General features: G+C 58.5%; 24 protein-coding genes. 3 read left to right on the top strand and 21 right to left on the bottom strand.

Going from position 1 to position 22,781, the window contains the following annotated elements:
* Nucleotides 1-106 precede the first annotated feature (106 nt).
* The 3 genes from AC2FAK_RS21905 to fdhF all read right to left on the bottom strand — a co-directional run bounded on the left by AC2FAK_RS21905 (nt 107) and on the right by fdhF (nt 3,523).
* The gene (locus tag AC2FAK_RS21905; RefSeq protein WP_020686651.1) at nt 107-781 is read right to left on the bottom strand and encodes a tetratricopeptide repeat protein; all 675 of its coding nucleotides are present in this window, start codon (nt 779-781) and stop codon (nt 107-109) included.
* Between the two features lie 121 nt (nt 782-902).
* A complete protein-coding gene (locus AC2FAK_RS21900) occupies nt 903-1,055 on the bottom strand; it encodes a Hok/Gef family protein (protein WP_095455737.1) in 153 nt (50 codons plus the stop codon).
* A 320-nt stretch (nt 1,056-1,375) separates the two neighbouring features.
* Entirely contained in the window at nt 1,376-3,523 is a 2,148-nt protein-coding gene (fdhF, locus tag AC2FAK_RS21895; RefSeq protein WP_077681898.1) for a formate dehydrogenase subunit alpha, read from the bottom strand.
* Nucleotides 3,524-3,775: 252 nt separating this feature from the next.
* Here fdhF and AC2FAK_RS21890 point away from each other — a divergent pair, with 252 nt between their 5' ends.
* Complete coding sequence (locus AC2FAK_RS21890; RefSeq protein ID WP_013095088.1) at nt 3,776-4,507, top strand: response regulator; 732 nt, start codon at nt 3,776-3,778, stop codon at nt 4,505-4,507.
* A gap of 4 nt (nt 4,508-4,511) precedes the next feature.
* Here the strand turns inward: AC2FAK_RS21890 and lpxO are convergent, their stop codons facing one another.
* From lpxO to AC2FAK_RS21855, 7 genes are all read right to left on the bottom strand, one after another.
* Nucleotides 4,512-5,420, bottom strand: a complete 909-nt coding sequence (lpxO, locus tag AC2FAK_RS21885) for a lipid A hydroxylase LpxO (protein ID WP_095455738.1) — start codon at nt 5,418-5,420, stop codon at nt 4,512-4,514.
* A gap of 142 nt (nt 5,421-5,562) precedes the next feature.
* Nucleotides 5,563-6,570, bottom strand: coding sequence for a carbohydrate kinase family protein (locus AC2FAK_RS21880; RefSeq protein WP_095455739.1), 1,008 nt, complete (start codon nt 6,568-6,570; stop codon nt 5,563-5,565).
* A complete protein-coding gene (locus tag AC2FAK_RS21875) occupies nt 6,570-7,430 on the bottom strand; it encodes a ketose 1,6-bisphosphate aldolase (RefSeq protein WP_095455740.1) in 861 nt (286 codons plus the stop codon). The genes AC2FAK_RS21880 and AC2FAK_RS21875 overlap by 1 nt, the downstream gene beginning before the upstream one ends.
* A gap of 10 nt (nt 7,431-7,440) precedes the next feature.
* A complete protein-coding gene (locus tag AC2FAK_RS21870) occupies nt 7,441-8,127 on the bottom strand; it encodes a D-lyxose/D-mannose isomerase (protein WP_095455741.1) in 687 nt (228 codons plus the stop codon).
* A gap of 83 nt (nt 8,128-8,210) precedes the next feature.
* Nucleotides 8,211-9,152, bottom strand: a complete 942-nt coding sequence (locus AC2FAK_RS21865; protein WP_013095094.1) for an ABC transporter substrate-binding protein — start codon at nt 9,150-9,152, stop codon at nt 8,211-8,213.
* 153 nt (nt 9,153-9,305) lie between these two features.
* On the bottom strand, nt 9,306-10,301 hold the full coding sequence (locus AC2FAK_RS21860; RefSeq protein WP_013095095.1) for an ABC transporter permease subunit: 996 nt from the start codon (nt 10,299-10,301) through the stop codon (nt 9,306-9,308).
* A complete protein-coding gene (locus tag AC2FAK_RS21855) occupies nt 10,298-11,818 on the bottom strand; it encodes a sugar ABC transporter ATP-binding protein (RefSeq protein ID WP_038418478.1) in 1,521 nt (506 codons plus the stop codon). The genes AC2FAK_RS21860 and AC2FAK_RS21855 overlap by 4 nt, the downstream gene beginning before the upstream one ends.
* A gap of 181 nt (nt 11,819-11,999) precedes the next feature.
* On the opposite strand from AC2FAK_RS21855, the gene AC2FAK_RS21850 reads away from it, so the two are divergent.
* On the top strand, nt 12,000-14,279 hold the full coding sequence (locus tag AC2FAK_RS21850; protein ID WP_023621473.1) for a hybrid sensor histidine kinase/response regulator: 2,280 nt from the start codon (nt 12,000-12,002) through the stop codon (nt 14,277-14,279).
* Nucleotides 14,280-14,348: 69 nt separating this feature from the next.
* Entirely contained in the window at nt 14,349-14,672 is a 324-nt protein-coding gene (gene yjdP, locus AC2FAK_RS21845) for a DDRRRQL repeat protein YjdP (RefSeq protein WP_029882896.1), read from the top strand.
* A 52-nt stretch (nt 14,673-14,724) separates the two neighbouring features.
* Here the strand turns inward: yjdP and phnP are convergent, their stop codons facing one another.
* The 11 genes from phnP to phnF all read right to left on the bottom strand — a co-directional run bounded on the left by phnP (nt 14,725) and on the right by phnF (nt 22,780).
* Nucleotides 14,725-15,483: a phosphonate metabolism protein PhnP gene (gene phnP / locus AC2FAK_RS21840; RefSeq protein ID WP_095455742.1), complete on the bottom strand. Its 759-nt coding sequence runs from the start codon at nt 15,481-15,483 to the stop codon at nt 14,725-14,727.
* A 9-nt stretch (nt 15,484-15,492) separates the two neighbouring features.
* The gene (gene phnO / locus AC2FAK_RS21835) at nt 15,493-15,927 is read right to left on the bottom strand and encodes an aminoalkylphosphonate N-acetyltransferase (RefSeq protein WP_023621470.1); all 435 of its coding nucleotides are present in this window, start codon (nt 15,925-15,927) and stop codon (nt 15,493-15,495) included.
* Complete coding sequence (gene phnN, locus AC2FAK_RS21830) at nt 15,920-16,471, bottom strand: ribose 1,5-bisphosphokinase (protein ID WP_095455743.1); 552 nt, start codon at nt 16,469-16,471, stop codon at nt 15,920-15,922. The genes phnO and phnN overlap by 8 nt, the downstream gene beginning before the upstream one ends.
* Nucleotides 16,468-17,604, bottom strand: coding sequence for an alpha-D-ribose 1-methylphosphonate 5-triphosphate diphosphatase (gene phnM / locus AC2FAK_RS21825; protein WP_095455744.1), 1,137 nt, complete (start codon nt 17,602-17,604; stop codon nt 16,468-16,470). Before phnM ends, phnN begins: the two co-directional genes overlap by 4 nt.
* Entirely contained in the window at nt 17,601-18,281 is a 681-nt protein-coding gene (gene phnL, locus AC2FAK_RS21820) for a phosphonate C-P lyase system protein PhnL (RefSeq protein WP_040023663.1), read from the bottom strand. The genes phnM and phnL overlap by 4 nt, the downstream gene beginning before the upstream one ends.
* An 85-nt stretch (nt 18,282-18,366) precedes the next feature.
* Nucleotides 18,367-19,122: a phosphonate C-P lyase system protein PhnK gene (gene phnK, locus AC2FAK_RS21815; RefSeq protein ID WP_047360187.1), complete on the bottom strand. Its 756-nt coding sequence runs from the start codon at nt 19,120-19,122 to the stop codon at nt 18,367-18,369.
* Nucleotides 19,119-19,964 carry an alpha-D-ribose 1-methylphosphonate 5-phosphate C-P-lyase PhnJ gene (gene phnJ, locus AC2FAK_RS21810; RefSeq protein ID WP_013095106.1) on the bottom strand — a complete coding sequence of 282 codons (846 nt, stop codon included), beginning with the start codon at nt 19,962-19,964 and terminating at the stop codon, nt 19,119-19,121. The genes phnK and phnJ overlap by 4 nt, the downstream gene beginning before the upstream one ends.
* The gene (locus AC2FAK_RS21805) at nt 19,957-21,021 is read right to left on the bottom strand and encodes a carbon-phosphorus lyase complex subunit (RefSeq protein WP_095455745.1); all 1,065 of its coding nucleotides are present in this window, start codon (nt 21,019-21,021) and stop codon (nt 19,957-19,959) included. The genes phnJ and AC2FAK_RS21805 overlap by 8 nt, the downstream gene beginning before the upstream one ends.
* Complete coding sequence (gene phnH, locus AC2FAK_RS21800; RefSeq protein WP_014830323.1) at nt 21,021-21,605, bottom strand: phosphonate C-P lyase system protein PhnH; 585 nt, start codon at nt 21,603-21,605, stop codon at nt 21,021-21,023. Before phnH ends, AC2FAK_RS21805 begins: the two co-directional genes overlap by 1 nt.
* Nucleotides 21,602-22,054: a phosphonate C-P lyase system protein PhnG gene (gene phnG, locus AC2FAK_RS21795; protein WP_095455746.1), complete on the bottom strand. Its 453-nt coding sequence runs from the start codon at nt 22,052-22,054 to the stop codon at nt 21,602-21,604. Before phnG ends, phnH begins: the two co-directional genes overlap by 4 nt.
* Nucleotides 22,055-22,780, bottom strand: coding sequence for a phosphonate metabolism transcriptional regulator PhnF (gene phnF / locus AC2FAK_RS21790; RefSeq protein WP_013095110.1), 726 nt, complete (start codon nt 22,778-22,780; stop codon nt 22,055-22,057). It lies immediately after the preceding gene.
* Nucleotide 22,781 lies beyond the last annotated feature (1 nt).

The following is a 22,781-nucleotide window of genomic DNA, read 5'->3' as shown; positions in this document are numbered from 1 at the left end:
AAGGCCGGGTACGGCATGTGGACTGCCTGACAGAAAGAACTGGCCGGTTCTTTCTGTACGGGAGGATAATACAAGGCCGGGTAAGGCGAAGCCGCCACCCGGCACGTTATTCTCCGCTCAACGCATCAAACTCTTCACATCCCGTATCAAACCCTTCCGTACAGCTCAGGTTCAACCAGTAGAGCGCCTTCTGTTTATTGGGCGTGATAAAGCCTTTCTCGCCCTGCTGGAACAGCATCCCTGCCCAGTATTCGGCATAGCCAGTGCGTGACAGAGACGAGCTGCGCTTAAACCACGATGCCGCCAGAGCATCGTCCTGGGCCACTTCTACACCGTTGGCATAAATCAGACCCAGCAGCATTTGCGCATCTACCGCTGAGTCGTTGTCGATATCTTCGGTGGCCGTCTGCAGCAGTTTGATGGCCTGTGGGTAGTCTGTTTTGCCACCCTGGGTATTCACCAGGACGCGTGCCAGCATAATGGCGCCACGCTTGCTGCCCGCAATCGTGGCCTGCTGTGCCAGAGCTTTAGCCTGAGCGTAATCGCCCTGAGTAAAGTGGATCTGAGACAACAGGGCCATGGCATCGATGTCGCCCCCTTTTGCCGCTTTCTCTGCCCACATTGCCGCCTGCTTGCTGTCGCCGGAGCTGAACCAGGTGTCGGCGAGATAATACTGAGCGCGTGCATCGCCCGCCTCCGCCTGTGCTTTGTACTGGCTGCCAATCTCATCGGCATGGACGAACGACGTAACAAGTAATAACAACAGTAAAAATGGTTTCATGGATTCTTATCATCTGGGTACACGCCGCGCAGTATAATCGCGGCCATAGAATAAAAAAACGGGTGCGTTAAGACCTCAGCATCCTGCAAGCCGGGCGGAACTGTCATTCCGCCCGCAGAGGTTAGCCTGCAACGCAGGCTAATTTCGCCGCCACCTCCTGATGTTCACTCTTTATTGTCAGTTCGCATAACTTTCCGCGAGTGATAAAGATAAAGATCACTATCGTCAGGCAGATAATAAAGACAATGCCTAACGCAGTTTTTAATGGCGTCATGCCTTTTACTCCTTGTCAAAAAAAGAATAAGAGGCTACTCTCAACCTGTAGGTTGTTGGGGGTAGCCTCGGGTAAATGAATATTTCCCGGGGCTTTCCACTTTCTGTCCCTCAACAATGCTCAAGACAGAAAGTCTTAAGCACCCGCCGCACATCTTATCCATCTGAATCAAAATGCAAAGATGTAATTCTTTTTCGTGCAATTTACATTATTTCTGCGAGCAGCTTTCAAGATTAATAATTGATATTATTAATGAGTTAAGCGGAAATAAAAAGGGAGTGAATATTTCACTCCCTTTATTCATCAATTAAATAATATTATTATCCCATCGCACTTTCGCGCAAGCGGGCTTTCAGCTTGTTATATTCGTCGATCACATACTGTTCCGCAGCGTGCTGATCCGCAATCGGCTCCACGCGTACGGCGCAGTACTTATACTCCGGCGTTTTGGTTATCGGGCTTAAGTTCTCCGTCACCAGTTCGTTACAGGCGCCAATCCACCACTGATAGGTCATGTACACCGCCCCTTTGTTGGGACGATCGCTGACCTGCGCACGGGTAATGATCCTGCCTTTACGCGAGTTCACCCATACCAGCGCTTCGTCTTCAATGCCAAGACGTTCAGCGTCGGCGGTGTTGATCTGCGCATAACCAGGTTCGTCCGCCAGCGCTGCCAGCGCCGCGCAGTTGCCGGTCATCGAACGGCAGGAGTAGTGGCCCACTTCACGCACAGTGGAAAGCACCATTGGATACTCATCAGTGAGTTTATCAATGGGGGCAACCCAGTCGCAGGTGAAGAACTGTGCCAGCCCATTTGGGGTGTCGAATTTCTCTTTAAAGAGATACGACGTACCCTGGTCGGCCTCAGACTCATCCCGGCATGGCCACTGGATATACCCCAGTTCACCCATTTTTTCATAGGTTGCACCGTAGAAGTCCGGACACAGATGCCGCAACTCGTCCCAGATCTCCTGGGTGTTGTTGTAGTGCATCGGATAACCCATGCGGGTGGCAATTTCGCTGATGATCTGCCAGTCGGTTTTCAGATCCCACTTCGGCTCCACCGCTTTAAAGAAGCGCTGGAAGCCACGGTCTGCCGCCGTGTAAACCCCTTCATGCTCGCCCCAGGACGTTGACGGTAAAATCACATCCGCCGCTGCCGCGGTTTTGGTCATAAAGATGTCCTGAACAATCACCAGCTCCAGATCCTCAAACCCTTTACGCACCGCAGAGAGCTCAGCATCGGTCTGGAGAGGATCTTCGCCCATGATGTAAGCCGCCCGCACTTCACCATGTGCCGCCCGGTGCGGCAGCTCGCTGATGCGATACCCGGTGTGCTCCGGCAAACTTTCCACGCCCCACGCTTTGGCAAACTTCGCGCGGTTTTCCGGGAACTTCACGTACTGATAGCCCGGATAGGTGTCCGGCAGCGCACCCATATCGCAGGCACCCTGCACGTTGTTCTGACCGCGTACCGGGTTCACGCCGACGTGTGCCTTGCCAAGGTTGCCGGTCAGCATGGCGAGGCTGGTCAGGGAACGCACGGTTTCCACGCCCTGATAGAACTGGGTCACGCCCATGCCCCACAGAATGGCGGCGGTTTTCGCCCCGGCGTACATCCTTGCTGCCTGGCGGATCTCCTGCGCGCTGACGCCGGTGATCGCTTCGACAGATTCTGGCGTATAGCCTTCGACAATTTTCCGATACTCTTCAAAACCTTCCGTACGAGTGGCGACAAACGCCTGGTCGTAGAGGTTCTCCTCAATAATGACGTGCCCCATGGCGTTCAACAGCGCGATGTTCGAGCCGTTTTTCAACGCGATGTGCATATCTGCAATACGAGCCGTTTCGATTTTGCGCGGATCGCAGACGATGATTTTCGCCCCGTTCTGTTTGGCGCGAATAACGTGGTTCGCGACAATCGGGTGAGAATCTGCCGGGTTATAACCGAAGATAAAGACGAGATCGGTGTTGTCTATCTCGTTAATTGCATTACTCATTGCGCCGTTTCCGACCGACTGGTGCAGACCTGCAACCGATGGGCCGTGTCAGACGCGAGCGCAGCAGTCGACGTTATTGGTTCCAATAACGGCGCGCGCGAATTTTTGCATTACATAGTTGGTTTCGTTACCCGTCCCGCGCGATGACCCGGTGGTCTGGATCGCATCCGGGCCATATTTAGCCTTAATGGCGCTCAGGCGGGTGGCGACGTAGTCCAGCGCCTCGTTCCACGAGACGGCTTCCAGCTTGCCACCGCGTTCACGGCGGATCATGGGGGTTTTCAGGCGCGGGGTGAGAATTTGGGTATCGTTAATAAAATCCCAGCCGTAGTACCCTTTCAGGCACAGCGTGCCCTGGTTGGTTTTCCCCTGTGCGGCCTCCGCCCGGACGATTTTGCCGTTATCGACCACCAGGTGGATCTTGCAACCTGAGGCACAATAAGGGCAAACCGTGACGACTTTTTTCATCAGTCTGCTCCAGTTAATCATTTCGCAGCCATAATGCAGCTTTTATGCCATGTTTTTAGTGTGGGTATCACTCGACTTTACGGGCGTTCTCCTGGCAAAACCCTGACGAAAAGCAGGCAATCGTCAAAATTGACGTGTCGAAAAGGCAGCGGATGTGACATGGGTTGTAATTCCGTCACGTAAAAATCCATTTGGCTGGAGCCGACGGCAGAATAGTTCAGACTTAACATAATCCCCTGACGGAAGCATGCGATGAAACCGGCGATTCTGGTGGTTGATGACGATACGGCAGTGTGCGAGCTGCTGCAGGATGTGCTCAGCGAGCACGTCTTTACGGTGCTCGTCTGCCATAACGGACAGGACGCACTGAACCGGGTTCATCAGGAACCGGGAATTGCCCTGGTCCTGCTGGACATGATGCTGCCGGATATCAACGGCCTGCAGGTCCTGCTGCAGTTGCAAAAGCAACGCCCGGATCTGCCGGTAGTGATGCTTACCGGGCTGGGCAGTGAGTCTGACGTGGTGGTAGGGCTGGAGATGGGGGCCGACGACTACATTGGCAAACCGTTTAATCCGCGTGTGGTAGTCGCCCGGGTTAAAGCCGTGCTCAGGCGTACCGGAGCGCTGGCGGCCGACACGCCCGCGCCACGAGTGGCGGGCATTGCTTTTAATGGCTGGACGCTGGATACCACCCGCTGCGAACTGATCGATCCGCAGCGTAACCCCGTACCGTTGACCCAGGGTGAATACGGCCTGCTGCTGGCGCTTACCCAGAATGCCCGCCGGGTACTGAGCCGCGAGCAGCTGCTTGAGCTGACCCACAGCGAAAGTGCCGATGTGTTTGACCGCACCATCGACGTGTTGATCATGCGCCTGCGCCGGAAAATCGAAGCCAATCCGCACCAGCCCGCATTAATCAAAACGATCCGCGGGCTGGGCTACGTCTTTGCCGCCGATGTCTGTCATCCCGATAGGGCGGCGTAAGTGCTTACGTTATGGCAGCGACAATAAGCGCGGCGAAAATCGCTGTGATGACCATGTACTTCAGTGCGTAATAGAGTTTCCGATTACGCTTCTTCAGACGCTGACCGCGTTCTCGCCCGGCGTGCACATATTTGAAGATACGGTTGATTCCCCCGGTGCGGTCGTTATCGTCATTGGGGGAGCTGGCCGCTGACATCAGCGTTGTCCCGACCCAGTGGTTAACCGCCTGCGCCCAGCGCCATTTCATCGGACGTTCGATATCGCAGAAGAGAATAATCCGCGTGTGATCCGATTTATTCTCCGCCCAGTGCACGTAAGTTTCATCAAAGATGACAGCCTCACCGTCACGCCAGCTGTGGCGCTGCTGGTCAACCTCTATAAAGCAGCGATCGTTATTTGGCGTGACCAGGCCTAAATGGTAACGAACCGAGCCGGCGTAAGGATCGCGATGCTTGCCGAGCTTCGCGCCCGCCGGGAGTTCGGCAAACATTGCCGCTTTCACGGATGGGATCTCACTCACCAGTTGTGTCGTAACGGGGCACAGGGTCTGAGCCGAGGGATGCGCATCGGCATACCATTTGAGGTAAAACCGTTTCCAGCCGCGTTTAAAGAAGGTGTTAAAACCGGCATCGTTATGATTTTGTGCCGCCTTAATATGATCCTGCAAACGCAGCGCCTCTTCGCGAATGACCTCCCAGTTTTCCGTCAGTTTATTTAATTCCGGAAAGCGCTCGGTTTCAAAAAAGGCCTGTCTGGCGGGCAGCGAAGAGAACGCCGTCATAAACATATTGATAGGCGCCATAAAGGTGGAGTGGTCGAAAAGTTGACGGGAAAGCGTCTGTTTTTCTTTGCCGCGCGAATGCGCATAAATAACACTGATAATAAATATAGCGATGATAATTGCTGCGAACATTTTTCCTTGTCCTCTGTATCTCTCATTTCGGAAAAGCGTGTGGGCAATATGTTGCCCACGCCGAATGTGCCAGACGCAGAGAGTGTAGTTCGGCTATGCAAAATTCATAGAACTGTAATCAAAAATCGCAATTTTTGTTAATTTAGGCGCTGCTCTCCTGAATAAAGCGCGTCAATTCCTCCAGCGTTTTTGCTCCATCAATGGCATTCGCGGCCAGCAGGCTTGCCCGGGCGCAGGCATGCGCCAGGTAAATACTCTCTGCCAGCGGCAGCGATTCATGACAGCCATATAAGAAACCGGCACAAAAGGCGTCGCCCGCGCCGACGCTGCCAATAATCTCCTCCTGAGTCAGCCTCCATGAGGGGATCCAGCGTCCTTCTTCGTTTGCGGCTTCTCCCCAGGCGCCTTCCGGGCAGTGGATCACCACCCGCTGCCGGACGCCTGCCGCCCGCAGCTGCGCGGCGGCTTCAGCGATGTGGGCAACGTGCGGTGCGTCGTTGCCGTCGCGCATCTCAAGGCCGCTAAATTCTCCGGCTTCCAGTTCGTTAATGACCAGATAATCGAGATGACGCAGGGCAGGGAGGACCAGCGGCTGATAGCGCGGATCGCCCTTACGGGAGACCAGATCGAGCGAGGTTTCATACCCCTGTTCGCGCATCTGCGCCAGCAGCCGTGCGCTGCGGGTGCCGTATTCGTCATCTGGCATATCCAGACTGTCGAGCAGCAGCAGGTAGCCGAGGTGGAAGATTTTCATTGTGCCGTCGAGACGGTCAAACGCGGGGAGATCCAGCAGGCGGTTGGCCCCGGGAGAGTGGAAAAAGGTGCGCTGTCCGCTGGGGTCGGTCATCACCTGCGACATGGAGGTTGGCGCAAAGGTGGTGCGCTGTACGCGCTGCCGATTAACGTGATACTGGTCGAGCATTGCCAGAATGTAGTCCCCGTCGCTGTCTTCGCCAATCAGCCCCACCGCCTGCAGCGGCAGGCCGACGTGCATTTTCGCCAGCGTCAGCAGGACGTTAAGCGGCGCGCCGCCGGTGGAACGCTCGCTGTGGGTAATTTCTGCCAGCCAGCCGCGTTCCGGCCATTGCACGATCTGGTGAACGTGATCCACCAGCATATTGCCCGCGGCGATGATCCCTTTGCGTTCCATTATGCCTGCCCCGCGCTGCCAAAGATGCGCATCTGTTCGGCGACCGTATCGGTAATCGCCTCTTCTATGCCCAGCAGCAGCTCGGCAAACTCATCGTACAGCGGCTGGCGGTTGGCCATACGCTGCTCAACGGCGGAAAGCGCGGCCTGGGACATGCCGGTATAGAAATTGATTTTATGAATACCAAGTTCAATGGCGCGACGAAAATCAGCATCGCTGATCCCGGAGCCGCCGTGCAGCACCAGTGGCAGCCCGGTCTGCTGGCGAATGGCGTCCAGACGGGGGAAATCGAGTTTTGGCTCGCCCTTGTATTTGCCGTGTGCGTTGCCAATGGCGACGGCCAGCGCGTCAATGCCGGTTGAATCGACAAATTCCCGTGCCAGCTGCGGGTCGGTAAAGTACGCTTCATCCGCATGGCCGTAGAGCGCTCCGCCTTCATCGCCACCGACGGCACCTAACTCTGCCTCCACCGACACGCCCACCGCGTGACACATCTTCACCACTTCACGCGTCTGACGAATATTCTCCTCGTAGCTCAGTGTCGAGCCATCGAACATCACGGAGCTGAACCCTAAGCGCAGGGCGCGCGCCACGGCGTCAAAGTGCAGGCCGTGGTCGAGGTTGAGTACCACGGGGATCGCGTGGCGGGCGGCTTCGTACTTAACCGCTTCGACAAGCGACTCCAGCGACACGTATTTAAAATGCACTTCGGCGATGTTGATGATAAAAGGCGAGCGCTCCTGCTTCGCCGCGGCAAACAGGGCGCGCAGGAAGTGGGTGTCGAGAACGTTGAACGCGCCCAGCGCGTAGCGATGTTGCCTGGCGTGCGCAAGACCGTCGGCAAGAGAAATCAATGGCATCATTTACCCCTTATATCCGAAACAGGTTGTACTCGTTGCACAGTACCAGCACCGCCGGTTCGTCTTCTTCGATGTTGTTATAGCGGGCAACGGGCTGCAAAAAGTGGTTGTCGTGTTCATCGTCATTGACCGATGACACTTCGCCCACCAGCACGTCGCCAAAACCGCGTTCACCCCAGAAACTGTGGTACAGGCCGGGCGTCAGGCAGATGCTCTCCCCTGGTGTAAGGCGCAGCTGGCTGCCGGGTGCGTGGGTCTGCTGGCAACCGTCTATCGTGACGGTGACGTCCGTGTTTTCGGTCTCTGCATGTGCACCGGCATTCCATAACTCAATAATGAGATTTCCACCGCCGCGGTTGATGATGTCCTCCCGTTTGCGCCAGTGAAAATGCATGGGCGTGACCTGACCGTCGCGTACGTGCATGATTTTTTCGGCGTAGCATTTTTCATACGGCGTGCCGTTTGGTGAGCCGTTGCGCAGGGTAAACAGCGTGAGCCCCTGCGCGGCAAAGCTGCTGCCGCCAAAGGCCGTTACGTCCCAACCGAGCTTAAGGTCAAACACTTCCTGCCAGGCGGCCTGATCGAGCTGTTGCCATTTTGTGGGTGGGAAGCTGGCAAAAGGGGGGAGATGCACGTCGTGCATGGAGAAAAACTGCCGCGTGTGGCCGAGGATTTCGTTGATTTCGGAGCGTTTCATGGGGACTCCTTGTGTTTTTTGTCGGCCCAGTCCCCTCTCCCTGTGGGAGAGGGTTAGGGTGAGGGCATCGGGCCGCACAATTGTTACTTAACCGTCCACCCCTTATACGTGCCGACGTTCTTTTTATCGATCATCGTCACCGGGATCAGCACAGGCTCTTTCGGCGCCGGTTTGCCCTGTAGAATGTCATAGCCGATCTCAACCGCTTTTGCCGCCATGACCTGCGGATCTTGTGCCGGCGTCGCCACAAACAGGGAGTTTTCCCGCTTCAGGGCTTCTTCGCCGTCCGGGCTACCGTCCACACCAACGATAAAGAACTCGTTGCGTTGCGCTTGTTTCGCCGCCAGATCGGCACCGATCGCGGTCGGATCGTTAATCGCGAAGACGCCATCGATCTTCGGATTGGCCGCCAGCAGCGAGGTCATGACTTCCAGACCCCCTTCGCGGCTGCCCTTGGCGTTCTGGTTATCGGAGAGCACTTTGATATCCGGGTGTTTTTTGAACTCTGTCTGGCAACCTTCCACACGGTTCTGGACGGCAGAGACCGGTGGTCCGTTGATGATCACCACATTGCCTTTGCCGTTCAGGCGGTCGGTGATGTACTTACAGGCCATTTCGCCCGCCTGGGTGTTATCGGAGGTGATCGTCGCGTCTGCACCTTCTGCCGCCACGTCAACCGCGACCACCACGATCCCGGCCTCTTTCGCGCGTTTCACCGCCGGGCCGATCCCTTTAGAATCTGCGGCGTTGAGGATGATCATGTCCACTTTGGCGGCAATAAAGTTGTCGATCTGCGCCACCTGCTGGCCCAGATCGTACCCGCTGGAGACCAGCGTCACTTTGACGTTATCCCCCGCCAGCTTGCGCGCCTCCAGCTCGGCACCTTTGGTGATCTGCACGAAGAACGGGTTGGCCAGGTCACCCACCGTTACGCCGATGGACTTCAGATCTTTCGCCTGCGCAAACGGCGTTGCGGCAAGCAGCGCGCCAGCACAGAGCGCGGTCACTAAGGGCTTCAATCTCATGCTCTCTTCCTCACGTAGGGTTTCCCGTCATCCTTCTGGGCGCAGATGCGTTGGCTGCGCTCATTCACCCGAATCACTTACTACAGTAAGCTCATCGGGATTCACTCACTTGCCGCCTTCCTGCGACCAGAATGATTTAGGGAAATATTGTTGTTATGCACTTTGATGGTGTCGGGTACGGTATTTGTCGATCAGCACCGCAATGATGATCACCGCGCCTTTGATCACCAGTTGCCAGAAGTAGGAGACGCCCATCAGCGTCATGCCGTTGTTGAGGGTGGCGATAATCAGCGCTCCCACCAGCGTGCCGGTGATCGTGCCGATCCCGCCAACGAAGCTGGTGCCGCCGAGGATCACCGCCGCAATCGCATCCAGCTCGTAACCCATGCCCAGGTTTCCGTTGGCGCTGTAGAGGCGCGACGCGCTCATCACACCGCCTAACCCGGAGAGCAGGCCGCTCATGCCATACACAAACAGCAACACCAGCCAGACTTTGATGCCCGTTAAGCGTGCCGCCTGCATGTTGCCGCCTACCGCATAGATGTGAACGCCAAGCGTAGTGCGACGCAGGATAAACCAGCACACCACAATCACCGCCAGGGCAATCACCACCAGCCACGGCACGGGGCCAAGATAGTTATTGCCTATCCACTCAAAATTGATGTTCGAGTTAATTACCGTCGTGCCATCGGCCAACAGGTACGCTGCGCCCCGCAGAGCCGTGTAGGTGCCGAGGGTGACAATAAACGGCGGTAGTCCGGCAAAGGCCACCAGCGCGCCGTTGAACAGCCCCAGCACCAGTCCGAGCATCAGCGCGGCGGGAATAGAGAGCCCGGCGAATTCCGGTATTAACGACACCACCATCGCGGCGACCGCCGTGGTACCCAGAATAGACCCGACGGAGAGGTCAATCCCCCCGGTCAGGATGATGAAGGTCATCCCTGCCGCCAGCACGATGTTGATCGACGCCTGTCGGGTAATGTTGAGCAGGTTGCTTTCGGTAAAGAAGTTAGGGGCGATAAAGCCAAAAACCGCCACGATCAGGATGAGAATGGGCAAAATGCCGACCGTTTGCATCAGATCGCTCATCAGCATTTTTTTGGCGGAGGCAGATTTTGCCACCTGCTGCGGATGGGTTGGAGTTGTCATAGTTGCACCGCCTGATGATGTGAGTCGTTCACGCCGGTTGCCAGCGTCATGATGTTTTCCTGAGAGATGTCGTGTCCGTGGAGTTCCCCGGCGATGCTGCCTTCACGCATGACATAGACGCGATCGCTCATGCCCACCACTTCCGGCAGTTCGCTGGAGATCATCAAAATCGCCACGCCCTTGCGCGCCATCTGGTTCATGATGCGGTAGATTTCGCTTTTTGCGCCGACATCGACACCGCGCGTCGGTTCGTCGAGGATCAGAATACGCGGACCAATCGCCACCCAGCGGGAGATCAGCAATTTCTGCTGATTACCGCCTGACAGACCGCCCGCGCGGACCTGTGCGTGAGGCACGCGGATATTCAGCAGGGCGATGGCATCGTCAGAAATGGACTGCGCTTTTTTGCGGTTAAGCATGCCGAAGGTGGCGTCGCGCTCCAGCGTCGCCATGGTGATGTTCTCCTGCGCCGCCAGCTCCAGGAACAGCCCCTGCTCCTTGCGGTTCTCGGTAAGAAAACCGATCCCGTTTTCAATGGCCGCGCGCGGGGAGTGTATCACCACCGGCTCGCCGTCCACTTCAATCATTCCGCCCGTGGCTTTACGTACGCCAAAGATGAGCTGTGCCAGCTCGGAGCGACCGGCACCGACCAGCCCCGCCAGGCCGACGATTTCCCCTGAGCGCACCTGCAGGCTGCAGGGTTGGACTTTTTTACCGTCGGTGAGGTGATGCACGTTAAGACGCGGGTTGCCGAGCGGGATATCGCGCTCTTTGTTGAACAGATCGCTTAAGGGGCGACCCACCATCATTTTCACCAGCTCAGATGCGTTTAGTTTGTCGCGCGTCAGGCTACCGACGTATTGCCCGTCACGCAGGACGCTGACCCGGTCAGAGAGTTCGTACACTTCCGCCATGCGGTGGCTGATATAGATGATCGCCATCCCTTCATCCCGCAGGCGCAGGATCAGCTCAAACAGACGATGGGTTTCACGCGAGGAGAGGGCGGCAGTGGGTTCATCCATCACCAGAATGCGGCTGTTACGGTGCAGCGCGCGGGCGATTTCCACCTGCTGTTGTTCAGCGATAGTCAGCTTCATCACCAGGTCGGTGGCGTTGAAGTTTGCACCCAGACGGTCGATGACCGCCTGAGCCTGGGCGGCCATCTCTTTACGCTGCACCAGTCCGCCGCGCGAGAGTTCGCTGCCAAGAAAGATGTTTTCCGCAACCGTCAGGTTGGGGGCGAGTTGCATCTCCTGATAGATCAGGGTAATGCCTGCGGCCAGCGCATCCTTCGGGCCTTTAATGTGATACGGCTGACCGTCAATCAGGATCTCGCCGCTGGTCGCGGTGTAGGCGCCCGCGAGGATCTTCATCAGCGTGCTTTTCCCCGCGCCGTTTTCACCCATCAGCGCGTGGATCTCACCGGGAAAGACCGTCAAATCCACACCCTTGAGCGCGTGGAAGTTGCCAAACGTTTTGGCAATGCTGCGCATCTCCAGTACCGGGGTTCTGCTCATGGCGGATCTCCTGTGAAGGTTGATATCTGCACTTCATCACAGGTGCGTAAATGCAAAATGTCAGAAGCCGTTCATATTTGTCATAGTTATGAATAGCTAATCGCCGTCACATTTCTCTTTTCCCTCTGACTGTGGGAGAGGGCCAGGGTGAGGGCACCCATTTGCAGAGGAGCCCAATCCCATGCCATCACGCTCGCCGTTCTTCGCCAGCGCCCGCGGTCGTCTGCTGATCTTTAATCTGTTGGTGGTGGCGGTGACGCTGATGGTCAGTGGTGTGGCGGTTCTGGGTTTTCGGCATGCCAGCCAGATCCAGGAACAGGTACAACAGCAGACGCTGGATGACATGACCGGCAGCATGAACCTCGCCCGCGATACCGCCAGCGTGGCAACCGCGGCGGTACGGCTTTCGCAGGTGGTGGGGGCGCTGGAATACAAAGGAGAGGCCGAGAGGCTGAAGCAGACCCAAATGGCGCTGCGGCACTCGCTGGAACAGCTCGCAGATGCGCCCTTAGCGCAGCAGGAGCCGGGGCTGGTGGCGCGTATTATTCGTCGTAGTAATGAGTTACAGCAAAGCGTGACGGGCATGCTGGAGCGCGGACAGCGGCGCCATCTGCAGCGTAACGCGCTGCTTAGCTCGCTGTATCAAAGCCAGAGCTATTTACGCCATCTGCAGGATATTAACCGTCGGTTTGGCAGCAACATCCCGGATGCGCAGCAGCTTGCGGAAATGGACAGGTTGATTCTCGCCGCCATCGATACCCCCTCACCGCGCGCCACCCTACAGCAGCTGGACGCCGTTACCGCAACGTTGCCCCAGCGTGCGACGCAGCCCGTGGTGAATCTTGTTTTGCCCGATTTCAACGACGAGCTGCGCAGGCTTGCCCCGCTGTCAAAGCAGCTTGAAGAGAGCGACCTGGCGATAAGCTGGTATATGTTCCACATCAAGGCGCTGGTGGCGATATTAAACAGCGATATCAATCAGTACGTTGAGCAGGTGGCGGAGGCTTCCCGGCTGCGTACGGCCCAGAGTCATCAGGAGCTGCGGTCCATCAGCGTATTTATCAGCATATTCGCCGTACTGGCGCTGATCATCACCGGTTGCGCCTGCTGGTATATCTACCGCAATCTGGGCTCCAACCTGACGGCGATCTCCCGGGCGATGTCGCGTCTTGCCCATGGCGAGCAGGACGTTTCGGTGCCCGCACTGCAGCGGCGTGATGAGCTGGGAGAGCTGGCTCGTGCGTTTAACGTCTTTGCCCGCAATACCGCCTCGCTGGAGCACACTACCCGTCTGCTGAAAGAGAAAACCTCCCAGATGGAGATCGACCGCATCGAGCGTCAGGGACTGGAGGAGGCGCTGCTGCACAGCCAGAAGATGAAGGCCGTAGGTCAACTGACGGGCGGGCTGGCACATGATTTCAACAACCTGCTGGCGGTGATAATCGGTAGCCTGGAGCTAACCGATCCCGACTCCAGTGATGCCCCACGTATCGCCCGCGCGCTCAATGCCGCCGAGCGCGGTGCGTTGCTGACCCAGCGTCTGCTGGCTTTTTCCCGCAAGCAATCCCTGACTCCGCATGCGGTAGAGATGAAACCGCTGCTGGAGAATCTCAGAGAGCTGATGCGCCACTCCTTGCCCGCCACCCTGAGCCTGGAGATAGAGGCTCAATCCCCGGCCTGGCCGGCGTGGATTGACGTTGGCCAGCTCGAAAACGCCATTATCAACCTGGTGATGAACGCCCGCGACGCGATGGAGGGGCAGACGGGCGTGATTAAGATCCGCACGTGGAATCAGCGCGTCACTCGCAGCGACGGACGCAGGCAGGATATGGTGGCGCTGGAGGTGATCGACCGAGGCAGCGGTATGACGCAGGAGGTCAAATCCCGGGTGTTCGAGCCGTTCTTCACCACCAAGCAGACCGGCAGTGGCAGTGGTTTAGGGCTGTCGATGGTGTACGGTTTTGTGCGTCAGTCCGGCGGCCGCGTCGAAATTGAAAGCGCGCCGGGACAAGGCACCACCGTGCGGCTCCATCTGCCGCGCTCAACGCTGCCCGTCGTCCCTGAAGATGAAACGCACTCTGCCACCGCATCCGCTGAAAACGAACGGCTGGTGCTAGTCCTGGAAGATGAGGCCGATGTTCGTCAGACCCTGTGCGAGCAACTGCATCAGCTTGGCTACCTGACCCTTGAAGCGGAAAGCGGTGAGCAGGCACTGAACATGCTGGCGGCCTCGCCGGATATCGGCATGTTTATCAGTGATCTGATGCTCCCGGGCAGCCTGAGCGGGGCGGAGGTGATTAACCACGTGCGCAGCCACTACCCGCAACTGCCGGTGTTGTTGATCAGCGGTCAGGATTTACGTCCGACGCACAATCCACAACTGCCGGATGTAGCGCTACTGCGCAAACCGTTTACCCGCGTACAGCTGGCGCAGGCGCTGCGGAAGGTGATCATAATTTGAGATTCCTCCGCTACCTCTCCCGTTTGCGGTTAATTACCGTAAGGCCAGTTCACCTGCGAGTCTGGCCTTATGAAACGTTACTCTACCGCTCTGTTATTTGGTCTGCTGTCACTCTCCAGCCAACTGGCGCATGCCGATGTGATTGATGATGCCATTGGCAACATTCAGCAGGCGATCAACGATGCCTATAACCCCGGCAGCAGCCGTAGCAACGATGATGACGATCGTTATGACGATGACCGTCGCATTGATAGCCGTCAGTATGACGACCGCCGTCGGCAGCTTGAAGACAGACGCCGCCGTTTAGACGAGCGCCAGCGCCAGCTTGATGACGACAGACGACGCCTGGAAGAGGATGAGCGGCGGTTAGAAGACGATTACGATCGCGGTTAAGTGCGGCCTGTTGCCCTCACCTCAACCCTCTCCCATGGGAGAGGGAGAAAACCTAATCCAGTACCAACACCATGCCGTCATATCCCGCTTCGATGCCGTCCGGCAGCGGGTTATCCATCATCCACTCGTCAAACTGATGGCTGATATGGGTCAGGATCACCTGCGGGCAGCCAATCACCTCGTTCAGTGCCACCACGGTGTTTAAATCGCAATGGTTGCGCGGCGTCTGCGGGCGCGGTTCATGGCTACAGTCGATGATCATCGCCTGTGGCTGGTTGTTGAGCAGAAATTTCACCGTTTTCTCCGGCAATCCGGCAGTATCAGAGAGCCACGCCACGCGGCTGTGGGCGGACTCCAGCAGATAACCAAAGGTAAGCTTCGAGTGGTTGAGCGGCAGCGGCGTCACCCGCAAGCCCTGCAGCTCAAACATCACAAACGGCTCCAGCGTATGGCTGAAATCCAGAATGCCCGGGTGTTTGAAGAGATCGTCACATCCGGCTTCATCCGGCGGGCCGTAAACGGGGATCGTCGCGCCAACGCCCCAGCGCAGGGGAAACAGCCCCTGAACGTGATCCATATGGTAGTGGGTCAGCAAAAACTGCTGAAAGCTGCCGGCTGGCCAGTCGTCCATCAGGTGCGGAATACCCGCGTCCAGTAGCGTCACCGCATCATTGAATTTGACGGCCGCGCTACAGGGCCGACGACGATAGTTTTCCTGCAGACGTGCCCGGCGGCATGCCGCGCAATCGCAGCCATACACCGGGACCAGCTGGGCACTGCCGGTGCCCGTTAACGTGATGGTCAGACTCATCGTGCACCTCTACAACGGTTTGGTGAAACGAAAATGGCTCTGCGTATACCCTTCACGAACATAAAAACGGTGGGCGTCCAGCCGCCGGACGCTGGTGGAGAGCTCCGTCAGTTCCGCGCCCGCCTGCCGCGCGGTGTCCTCTGCCCATGCCAGCAGTTGGCTCCCCACTTTAAGACCACGCGCCTCGGGCATCACCACCAGCTCCTGGATTTCGCCGATCCATCTGGCGTGGTGCAGGTGAAACTGCATATGCAGGCCAATCATACCCACTACCTGTCCATTCAGCTCTGCCAGCTGATAACGCATATTGTGGTCCTGCAGATTGGCCAGATACCCGGTGTGGAACGCCTGATGATCAAATTCGGCCTGTTTTAACTCGCAGATCAGTGCGTAAACGATTTGCGCATCATCGGCGGTGGCGGGGCGAAGCGTGCAGTCAGGCATGCTGTTTCTCCTTCTGACGGATAAGTGATAAAACGTTATCGACTGACTGTAGCAAACTTCCGTCGTTGTTGAGGATGTGGCAATCCGCCGGGGTATAGCGCTCTGCGCGTTCGAGTCGCTGCGCGATCTCTTTTTCGCTTTCGCGTCCGCGGCTTTGCAGGCGGCTGCGCAGGACATCCGGCGAAACCTGCAGACAGACCGGCAGCAGCGCCGAGGCATACCTGGCGCGTGCCTGGGGCAGATGCGCACGGGAGCCGTTGACCAGCACGTCAAAACCCGCGTGTAGCCACAGGTCGATCTCAATGCCGATCCCGTAGTAGTAGCCGTTGGCGTGCCAGCTGAGCGCCAGCAGATTCTGCCCGGCGCGAGTGAAAAATTCCTGTTCGCTCAGGGCGATATGGTTTTCACTACCGGCATTCGCCGCCCGGGTAATATAGCGATGTGCGACCAGCAGCTGCGGGTGTTCCCGTTGCCGTAAGGCGGACAGCAGGCTGTCCTTCCCGGAGCCGGAGGGCCCCATTAACCAGATGACTCTTCCCATCAGAACACCCGTTTTCCCTGACGCCAGACGTGGTCGATATGGATGTGCTCGCCCTTACGGTGGGCCAGCACCAGATCCGCCCGTTTTCCTTCGGCTATCTCGCCCCGGTCGTGAAGATTAAGCGCCGATGCCGGGTTCTTCGTTACCAGGCGAATTGCCTCCGGCAGCGTGAAGCGGTTGCTGTCGTCATCCGCGACGCGGAAGGCGGCGTCCAGCAGGCTGGCGGGGTAGTAGTCGGAAGAGAGGATATCCAGCAGACCGAGCGAGGCGAGCTTGCTTGCCGCCACGTTGCCGGAATGCGAGCCGCCGCGCACGATGTTCGGTGCCCCCATCAGCACGTTCATGCCGTGTGCGCGGGAGGCTTCTGCCGCCTCAAACGTGGTAGGAAATTCAGCGATCACGCTGCCAAGCTGGTGGGATTCGCGGACATGATCGTGCGTGGCATCATCATGGCTGGCCAGCGCGATGTTACGGTCCCGGCACATTGCGGCAATCGAAACACGGTTCGGCTGTGACCACTGTGCCGCCAGCGCCAGCTGCTCTTCCTCGTAGCGCGCCATCTCCACATCGTTAAGAGAATATTTGCCCTGGTAATACTCGCGGTATTTTTCGAGGCTGGCGAACTGGCGCTGCCCCGGCGAGTGGTCCATCAACGAGACCAGCGACACTGGCTCGCGGTCTACCAGCTTTTCAAACAGCGGCAGGGTGGTGTGATGCGGCAACTCGCAGCGCAGGTGCAGGCGATGTTCGGCGCGGTTAAGACCGCGCTTTTGCGTCTCTTCCACGGCGTTGATCATCTTTTCCAGATTCTCCAGCCGATCGCCGCCGTCGCGTACGTCACCAATCGCCACCGCATCCAGCACGGTGGTGATGCCGCTGGCAACCATCAGCGCGTCGTGGCTGCTCATCGCCGAATGGGCGGGCCAGTCCACCTTCGGCCGTGGGGTGAAGAATTTATCCAGATTATCGGTGTGCAGCTCAATCAGCCCTGGCAGCAGCCAGCCGCCTTCGCCGTCCATCGCTTCGGGCAAATGGCTTCGGGTTTCGGCATACGCGCGGATCGCGCCGTCGCGGATCTCAATCGAGCCGTCGATGACCTCATTTTCCAGCACCAGCCTGACGTTATTGATAATCATACGCTTGTCCCCATCGGGTGCAGCCTGTCCGCCACGCGGTTGCGAACGCTCTCGTCGTGGAAGATCCCGACGATCGCCGCGCCGCGCGCTTTGGCCTGTTCGATCAGTTCCACCACTGCCGCGCTGTTTTTGCTGTCGAGCGAAGCGGTGGGTTCATCAAGAAGTAAAATCGGGTAGTCGACGATAAATCCGCGAGCGATATTCACGCGCTGCTGTTCGCCGCCGGAAAAGGTCGACGGGGCAAGATGCCAGAGGCGTTCCGGGACGTTGAGGCGCGTCAGCAGGCTGGCGGCTTTGGCGGCGCAGGTTTCGCGCGGCACGCCGAGATCCAGCAGCGGCTGCATGACCACATCCAGAGCGGAGATCCGCGGGATCACCCGCAGAAACTGGCTCACCCAGCCGATCGTCGAGCGGCGGACTTCCAGCACCTTACGCGCGGGGGCCTGAACCAGGTCGACCCATTCATCGGCATGGCGAATATGAATGTGCCCCTCGTCCGGCAGATAGTTGGCGTACAGGGAGCGCAGCAGGGTGGATTTTCCGCTGCCGGAGTGGCCGTGTAGCACCACGCATTCGCCGCTGTTCACCTTCAGAGAGGCATTCTGCAGCACCGGCAGACGCACGCCGTTTTGCTGGTGGAGCACAAAGGTCTTACTGACATTTTCAACGTGGATCATTTTGGCCTCGTGGCGTTTTCTTGCCGGGTGGCGCTTCGCTTACCCGGCCTACAAGGTACGGCGTTCGTTTTGCCGGGGGGCGCCCTCAATTCTGCAATACAGATGACACCAGCAGTTGGGTGTACGGATGATGGGGATCGTCGAGCACACGGTCGGTTAGCCCACTTTCCACCACCTGGCCCTGCTTCATCACCAGCAGACGGTCCGCCAGCAGGCGGGCGACGCCTAAATCATGAGTGACAATCACCACCGCCAGGTTCAGCTCTACCACCAGACCGCGCAACAGGTCGAGCAGGCGCGCCTGCACGGAGACGTCCAGCCCACCGGTGGGTTCATCCATAAACACCAGCTTCGGGTGGGTGACCAGGTTACGGGCGATCTGCAGGCGCTGCTGCATGCCGCCGGAGAAGGTGGTGGGCAAATCGTCGATGCGCGAGGCGGGGATCTCCACATCGGTCAGCCAGCGCTGTGCGGTTTCCCGGATGTTGCCGTAGTGCCGCGCGCCGGTTGCCATCAGCCGTTCGCCGATATTGCCTCCCGCCGAGACCTGACGACGCAGCCCGTCCAGCGGATGCTGATGTACCACGCCCCATTCGGTGCGCAGCAGGCGGCGGCGTTCAGCCTCGCTCATGCCATAGAGGGAGGCGCCCTCATACAAAATCTCGCCGTTCTGCGGGGCCAGGCGCGCGGAGATGGACTTCAGCAGGGTGGTTTTACCCGAGCCGGATTCACCGACAATCCCCAGCACCTCGCCCGGCCACAGCTCGAACGAGACGTCGCTGAAGCCTTTGCCCGGCGCGTAAAGGTGGGTCAGGTTGTTCACTGAAAGCAGCGGTTTCATTGGCTGTTCGCCTCGCTCTGTTGGCGGCAGTAATCGGTGTCGGAGCAGACAAACATCCGTTTGCCCGTATCATCCAGCACCACTTCATCCAGATAGCTGTGCTTCGAGCCGCAGATGGCGCACGGCTCGTCCCATTCCTGCACCGTGAACGGGTGGTCATCGAAATCGAGACTCTCCACGCGGGTGTAGGGCGGGACGGCGTAGATACGCTTTTCGCGCCCGGCACCGAACAGTTGCAGGGCAGGCATCATGTCCATTTTCGGGTTGTCGAATTTCGGGATCGGCGACGGATCCATCACGTAGCGCCCGTTGACCTTCACCGGGTAGGCGTAGGTGGTGGCGATATGGCCGAAGCGGGCGATATCTTCATACAGCTTCACCTGCATCACCCCGTACTCTTCCAGGGCGTGCATGGTGCGGGTTTCGGTTTCGCGCGGCTCGATAAAGCGCAGCGGCTCCGGGATCGGCACCTGGAAAATCAAAATCTGATCTTCAGTGAGCGGCGTTTCGGGAATGCGGTGGCGGGTCTGGATAAGCGTCGCATCTTCGGTTTTTTCGGTGGTGTTGACGCCCGTCACGCGCTTAAAGAAATTGCGAATCGACACGGCGTTGGTGGTGTCGTCGGCTCCCTGGTCGATGACCTTCAGCACGTCTGACTCACCGATGACGCTGGCGGTAAGCTGAATGCCCCCGGTGCCCCAGCCGTAAGGCATCGGCATTTCACGACCACCAAACGGCACCTGATAGCCGGGGATAGCGACCGCTTTCAGGATGGCGCGGCGGATCATGCGTTTGGTTTGCTCGTCCAGATAAGCAAAGTTGTAGCCGCTTAGGTTAGCCATTTTCACGCTCCCGTTGCAGACGTTTCAGCAGTTCCAGTTCGGCCTGGAAGTCAACGTAATGCGGCAGCTTGAGGTGCGAAACAAAGCCCGCCGCCTCGACGTTATCCGCGTGGGCCAGCACAAACTCTTCGTCCTGTGCCGGGCCGGAAATCTGTTCGCCGTAGTCCGGGGCCTGCAGGGCGCGGTCAACCAGCGCCATTGCCATGGCTTTACGCTCGCTCATGCCAAAGACCAGCCCGTAACCGCGGGTAAAGTGTGGGGTGTCGTCGTCAGGTGCGACAAAACCATTCACCATTTCACACTCGGTCATTAGCAGTTCACCGATGTTCACAGCAAAACCTAGCTCTTCGGGGATGATTTCGACGTCGAGATAGCCGCTGCGGATCTCCGCCGCAAACGGGTGGTTACGCCCGTAGCCGCGTTGCGTTGAATAGGCCAGCGCCAGCAGATAGCCTTCGTCCCCGCGCATCAGCTGCTGCAGGCGAGACGAGCGTGAACAGGGGTAAACGGGAGGCGTGCGGGTGATGTCGTCGGGTTGCGCTCCGGTCTCTTCTTCGGCCTTTGCCAGACCCTGCTTCGCCAGCAGGCTAAAGACGTGCGGAGATGCTTCCTGCCCGGTCTCCGTGGTGCCGAGCGTCGGCGTTTCGCCGTTCGCCAGCAGGGTGAAATCCAGCAGGCGGTGGGTGTAGTCGTACGTAGGGCCAAGGAGCTGGCCGCCGGGAATATCTTTATAAACGGCGGAAATTCGCCGCTCCAGGCGCATTTCTGCCGTATTGACCGGCTCGCTCACCGCCAGGCGGGGAACGGTGGTGCGCCAGGCGCGCAGCAGAAAGATGGCCTCGACGTTGTCGCCGCTGGCCTGCTTCAGCGCCAGCGCCGCCAGCTCGCGGTCGGCGACGCCGCCTTCGGTCATCACCCGATCCACCGCCAGGTTCAACTGCTGCTCAATCTGGGCGACGCTCAGCTCGGGAAGCTGTTCATCACCCCGTCGTCTGTGCGCCTGCAGCGCATGGGCGGCGGCAATGGCCTTCTCGCCCCCTTTGACGGCAACGTACATCAGCACACCTCCACGTGGGTGGTTCGCGGGATCGCCAGCAGGCGCTCGCCGCAGGTCAGGATCAGGTCAATGCCCAGCGGGAACGGATGCGGGCGTTCGGTCAGCTCATGAATAATGCACTCCGGCAGCTGTGGCGCGACCATGCGTTCGTCGGCAATCCCCGCCCCGGTCAGGCGCAGCATGCGACCACCGCTCAGGCTGGCGACCTGCAGGATCAGCGTGGCGCTGGTCTCCGGTGCTACCGCGCTGCCTTCACTCAGGGCATTGAGCTGCTCATGGCTGATTTGCTCATCGGCAACGGCAAACACCGCCTGACGGGGCTGCTCAACCAGCGGGGCGTTAGTGTGAAAACGCAGATTCTGGCTGGCGATGTCATTGGATAACGTCCCCGAAAGCCACACCGGGGTATCGTTGTCGGCGAGAGTCAGCAGTACGCTGGTGGTCGCCAGGTTCAGCGGCAGCCAGCCCTGGGAGAGCTGATGCAGGGAGACAATCACGCCAGGCTCGCTCATGGCTTTCAGCAGGCGACGAAAACTGTGTTGGGCATCCTGGACAGCCAGGGTAAAAGCGGGTTGAAGCGTCATGCGTTATCTCCGCGAACAAGCGTAAAGAAGTCGACCCGGCTGGTATTGACTTGCGCCTGACGTGCGGCAGTGCGCGCGGCGAGGTCGGCTTCCAGCGGGGCAATCAGGGTTTCCATCAGGGTCTGGAAATGGGGTTGTTCCTGCAGCAGGGCGTCGATCACCGCGCAGCGCTCGGCGTGCGGTTTATCGCGACCGAGCACGTAGCTGTAACCCAGCGTGCCGCTGCTCAGACGAATGACCGCGCGGGTGAGGGCGGCATCACCGGCGAGAAAGCGCTCCCCGGTGCCGCCCATTCTTGCCTGGATCTGTACCAGGCCGATTTCCGGCGCGCGGAGCGTTTCATAGTCTGGCGTCAGGTTAAGCGCGTTCATGCGGCTCGCCAGTGCAGCAGGCTGGCTATGGGCCAGGGCGCGCATCCAGCGCTGACGGGTGGAGGTGTCGAAATGCATTCAGTGCTCCATGGTGAATTCAATCATGTCGGCGCGGGTCAGGCTGACGGAGTACTCCGTTGCGTTGATCTCGCCGTCACGGTGGTTGAGGGTGCGCACGCAGAGCAGCGGAGCCATGTTGGGGATCTCCAGCACCTTGCTCTCTTTCGCCTGCGCGCGGCGGGCGCTGATACGCGTCTGGGTACGTTTGAGCACAAGACCCGTGGCGTCCTGCAAAAAGTCATGCAGTGAACCGCTGGAGAAGTGTTGCAGCACCGGCCAGAGGCTCAGGTCGCTGAAGTAGTGATCTATCTGGCAGACTGCCACGCCATTGACCCGGCGCAGGGTGCGCAGATGTACAACGTTGTCGCCCTCCTGAATGCCCAGTGCATCGGCTACATGGCTGGAGGCCGGACGCAGCACGGAGAGCAGTTTTTCGCTGGTGGGATGGCTTCCCTGGTCGAGCAGGTTCTGACTAAAGCGCGCCTGGGCATTGAGCGGGTAGTCGAACGGGCGCATCAGCACCAGCACGCCGACGCCCTGACGGCGCTGTACCCATCCGCGCTCAACCAGTTGATCGATGGCGCGGCGCAGGGTGTGGCGATTCACTTCATAGCGGTCGGCAAGCTGCTGTTCGGCTGGCAGGTAGTCTCCGCAGCGATAATGGGTGCGCAGCTCCACTTCGAGCTTTGCTGCAATCTCTTGCCAGCGGGTAGGGTAACTGGTCGGATGTCTGGATAAGTGCATA

Source organism: Enterobacter cloacae complex sp. 394F7 (assembly GCF_057320385.1).
This window is presented reverse-complemented; position numbering and strand designations above follow the sequence as displayed.